This window comes from Gemmiger formicilis (genome assembly GCF_016901605.1).
Lineage (GTDB): Bacteria > Bacillota > Clostridia > Oscillospirales > Ruminococcaceae > Gemmiger > Gemmiger formicilis_B.
In genome coordinates this window covers 1-3,425 of sequence record NZ_JACJKP010000233.1, presented here as the reverse complement: position 1 = coordinate 3,425, position 3,425 = coordinate 1, and the positions used below count along the sequence as shown (strand labels likewise).

Here is a 3,425-nt window from a genome sequence, read left to right as displayed (position 1 = left end):
AACGCCCGCGCTTTCCTGCAGCGGATGAAGGAGAACGGCAAGCAGTACCACTTTGTGGAAGTCATGGCTTGCCCGGGCGGCTGCATCGGCGGCGGCGGACAGCCCAAAGACCTGATGAAAGACGCCGACGATACCCGCAAGCGCCGCATTGCCGCCCTGTACCGGCGGGATGAGGCCATGACACTGCGCACCAGCCACGAAAACCCCGAGATCAAAGAAGTGTACGAAGCCTTCTACGGCAAGCCCCTCAGCCCGCTGGCGGAACAGATGCTTCACACCAGCTATCAGGACCGAAGCGGCCTTCTGCATAAAGAAAATACGACTACAGTAAAAGGAGAAACAAAGCTTATGAAAAAGTGGAAATGCAAAATCTGCGGTTACATTCATGAAGGCGACAGCGCCCCGGAGGCCTGCCCCATCTGCAAGCAGCCTTCTTCCGCCTTTGAACTGATCGAGGAAGCCCCCGCCAAGGGCACCAACAAATACGCCGGCACCCAGACAGAAAAGAATCTGGAAGCCGCTTTTGCCGGGGAGTCCCAGGCCCGGAACAAGTACACCTACTTCTCTTCTGTAGCCCAGAACGAAGGCTACGAGCAGATCGCCGCCCTGTTCCTGCAGACCGCGGAAAACGAAAAGGCCCACGCCAAGCTGTGGTTCGAGGAGCTGCACGGTGTAGGCAGCACTGCCGAAAACCTGCTCCACGCTGCCGAAGGCGAAAACTACGAGTGGACCGACATGTACGACAGCTTTGCCAAAACCGCCGAGGAAGAGGGCTTCCCGGAACTGGCTGCCAAGTTCCGTCTGGTGGCCGCCATTGAGAAGCGCCACGAGGAACGCTACCGCGCCCTGCTGCACAATGTGGAGACTGCCCAGGTCTTTGAGAAGAGCGAGGTCAAGGTATGGGAGTGCCGCAACTGCGGCCACATCGTGGTAGGCACCGCCGCCCCGGAGGTTTGCCCCACCTGCAACTACGCCAAGAGCTTCTTTGAAATCCACAGCGACAACTACTGATTCCGGCCGACTTTGGCAGTAAGATAAGGAGCCGGGCTTTCCCGAGAAGGGAGAGCCCGGCTCCTTTTTTGTTTGCTGCCCTGCGAACCGCCCCCGCATGCCATACCGGCAGCGGCAGCACCAACAGCAAGCGGCACGCCGCCCATTCCGGAAGAACCGGCGCCCATGCCCACCATGGCCATCAGCTCACCCATGTCACCCATGACGGCACGGCCGCCCTCGGTGGCAGAGATGTCCTTGATGGTGTCGTTGAGAGAGAAGATGCTCAAGCGGCTGGCGCCGGTAACTTCCAGGGATTCCACCGTTTCCTCCGGGATGCTTTCAAAGCTCTGGGCAAAGGACTTGGTGAAGAAGGCGGTGGTGTGCACGCACAACCCGGCCACACCGGCTTCGGGACCCATGCCCAGGCAGACCAGCATCAGCAGCACCCACACAGGGGTAGGTATCGCCCGCAGGAAGGTGAAGAAGGATTGGGTGGCCACTGCGAGCACCGGCAGCCGGAACACATTGCGGGCGGCCAGCATCCCGAAGAGAATCCCCAACACCAGGCTGTACAGCAGCGAAAGCACCGCGATGGAGACCGTTTCCACCAGAGAGGAAAAGACCAGATCCATGTTGGAAAAATCCAGATGGGCCAGATTCCAGAACACCACGCCGATGTCCGGCACGCGGGAGAGCATTTTGCCCCAGTCAATAATTTTACAATGCTCCTTCACATTGTACAACCTCTCCATTGCGACCAACTATCGTTTCACCATGAGCAAAAATCCTTGACTAAACCGCAGTCAGTCCAGAATACCGTGTACGGGGTTGTGCTTCATGGCCGCACCGCGGACATAACGGGAGGTGATGGGTACCGCCGCGCCGGAATTGCTGCTCTTTTCAAAGCTCTGCATGACTTCCAGCACATGGTAAGTCTGCTTCCAGTTTTCCCGGGGGTCACGGCCGGTCTGCAGTGCTTTTGCCATATCGGCCAGGCCCAAAGCCCGGGAATTTTCCGCATAGTCGAAGCAAAGGGGAATCTCCATGGGGGCGCCGCCCTCCTGCCGCAGCAGTCGGACTGGACCGCCGAACCCATTGGGGTCCGGCACGAACAGGGTGCCCTCTGTGCCGTAAATTTCCAGCCGGGCCTGGCTGGGATAACATACATCAAAGGTAGTGAAGATGGTACCCACCGCGCCGCTTTCAAAGTTCAGGATGCCGGTCACGTAGGTGGGAACCTTCACATCCACCACCTCGCCGCAGTGGGGCTGACTGGTGATGGTGCGGGTGGGGAAGGAAGCCTTGGTCACCCCCATCACGCTGGAAACGCCGCCCAGCAGGTTGACCAGCGCCGTGATGTAGTAAGGCCCCATATCCATCATGGGACCACCGCCGTACTGGTAGTAGAACGCCGGGTCCGGGTGCCAGCTTTCGTGACCGCGGCAGATCATGAACGCCGCCGCGCCGATGGGCGTTCCGATGTATCCATCATCAATGAGTTTGCGGCAGGTCTGGATACCCGCCCCCAGGAAGGTGTCCGGCGCGCCGCCCAGCATCAGGCCTTTTTCCTGGGCAAGCCGCACCAGCTCCTTGCCCTCTTCCAGAGAAGCCGCCAGCGGCTTTTCGGAATACACATGCTTGCCCGCCTTCAGCGCTTCCAGCGAAACGCCGTAGTGCTCGTAGGGACGGGTCAGGTTCAGCACAATGTCGATTTCGGAGTCCGCAAACAGCTCATACATGGTATCGTACAGCTTGGGAATGTTGTACTTTTTCCGGGCACGCTCTGCCTTTTCCCGTACCAGGTCGCACACTGCCACCAGCTCGATTTCCTTGAAGCATTGGGTGATATTCTGCAGGTAGATGCCGGAAATATCCCCCACACCCACCATACCGATCTTAACCGTATTGGCCATCGTGAATTCCTCCTGATTTTCCTGTACATTCGTTTTCCCGTCCCTTTCCGGTGGGCGGGAAATTGCCGGGTTCAATACATCTTGGCGGTATTTTCGAACCGTTCGGTGGTCAGTCCGTGTTCCACCGCATACTGCTTGCCCTCACCGGCCCAGACCATGCCCCGTTCCATCAGCACCTGGGCGCCGGGGGACTTGTCGAACACATCGTCATGGTGACCCAAAGAGGTATAGAACACCCGTCCGTTGCCCCAGAACTTGGTCCACGCCACCGGCATATCCACCGGCTTGTTGGAGATGTGATAATAGGGCACCACCGGGAACCGGGTGGTGGCCAGTACCTCCACAGCGGGGTCGATATGCAGGTAGTAGTGCTCGCTGCACACCGGGAAATCCTCCAGTCCTTCCACAATGGGGCTGGAACCGTGGCGGATGTTCACCGTGTACTCGATGCCGTCGCCGCCTGGGTGGCTGACCCACTGACCGCCGGTGATGAACTGCCATTCCGTATCCTGCCGGAAG

4 protein-coding genes are annotated in these 3,425 nt (G+C 58.9%); 1 reads left to right on the top strand and 3 read right to left on the bottom strand.

Features of this window, described 5'->3' with window-relative positions; translation table 11 throughout:
• Positions 1–1,011 (top strand): rubrerythrin (gene rbr / locus H6B10_RS18750; protein ID WP_204652067.1); only part of this gene is annotated, 1,011 nt, incomplete at its 5' end.
• On the opposite strand, the gene H6B10_RS18100 is transcribed toward rbr, so the two are convergent.
• The 3 genes from H6B10_RS18100 to H6B10_RS13375 all read right to left on the bottom strand — a co-directional run.
• A complete protein-coding gene (locus H6B10_RS18100; RefSeq protein WP_345941847.1) occupies positions 1,005–1,727 on the bottom strand; it encodes a PhnE/PtxC family ABC transporter permease in 723 nt (240 codons plus the stop codon). The genes rbr and H6B10_RS18100 overlap by 7 nt on opposite strands.
• A 69-nt stretch (positions 1,728–1,796) precedes the next feature.
• A complete protein-coding gene (locus H6B10_RS13380; protein ID WP_204652066.1) occupies positions 1,797–2,906 on the bottom strand; it encodes a Gfo/Idh/MocA family protein in 1,110 nt (369 codons plus the stop codon).
• Positions 2,907–2,977: 71 nt separating this feature from the next.
• The coding region (locus H6B10_RS13375; RefSeq protein WP_204652065.1) for a ThuA domain-containing protein at positions 2,978–3,425 on the bottom strand (448 nt) is incomplete at its 5' end.